At 44.4% G+C, this 516-nt stretch carries 1 protein-coding gene; it reads left to right on the forward strand.

Going from position 1 to position 516, the window contains the following annotated elements:
- On the forward strand, nt 1-516 hold a 516-nt coding region (locus MKP05_RS21640), incomplete at both ends, for an ISAon1 family transposase (protein WP_240570183.1).

Raw genomic sequence — 516 nt, forward strand, 5'->3', positions numbered from 1 at the left:
CTTGAGCGACTTTAGGGATTGGAAGCAAAAGCCTCATGCCAAACAATGGCTTTTGTATCCGGAGAACATTGGGCCTTGTCTCTCCATTGATGAAACGGCCCTTTCTAAAGGTGAATTCTACACGGTTATTACCAATGAGAAAGCTAAAGGCAAAAAGGGAGCGCTGGTGGGTATTTTTAAAGACACGAAGGCCGAGCCCATCATAAATCAATTACTTACCCTTTCTTCATCGGTTCGTAACAAAGTCCAGGAGATTACTTTGGATATGGCCCATTCCATGAAGCATATCGTCAGGGTATGCTTCCCTAAAGCCACTCAGGTAACGGATCGCTTCCATGTGCAGAAGCTGGCCATAGAGGCACTTCAGGAACTTCGTATCAAATACCGGTGGGAAGCCTTAGATCAAGAAAATGAACAGATAAAACAAGCGAAAGAGAAAGACTATATGCCTGTAATCTTCCCTAATGGCGACTCAGCAAAACAACTGCTTGCCAGGAGCAGGTATTTGGTGTATAA

Source organism: Halomonas flagellata, assembly GCF_022487945.1.
Classification (GTDB): domain Bacteria; phylum Pseudomonadota; class Gammaproteobacteria; order Pseudomonadales; family Halomonadaceae; genus Halomonas; species Halomonas flagellata.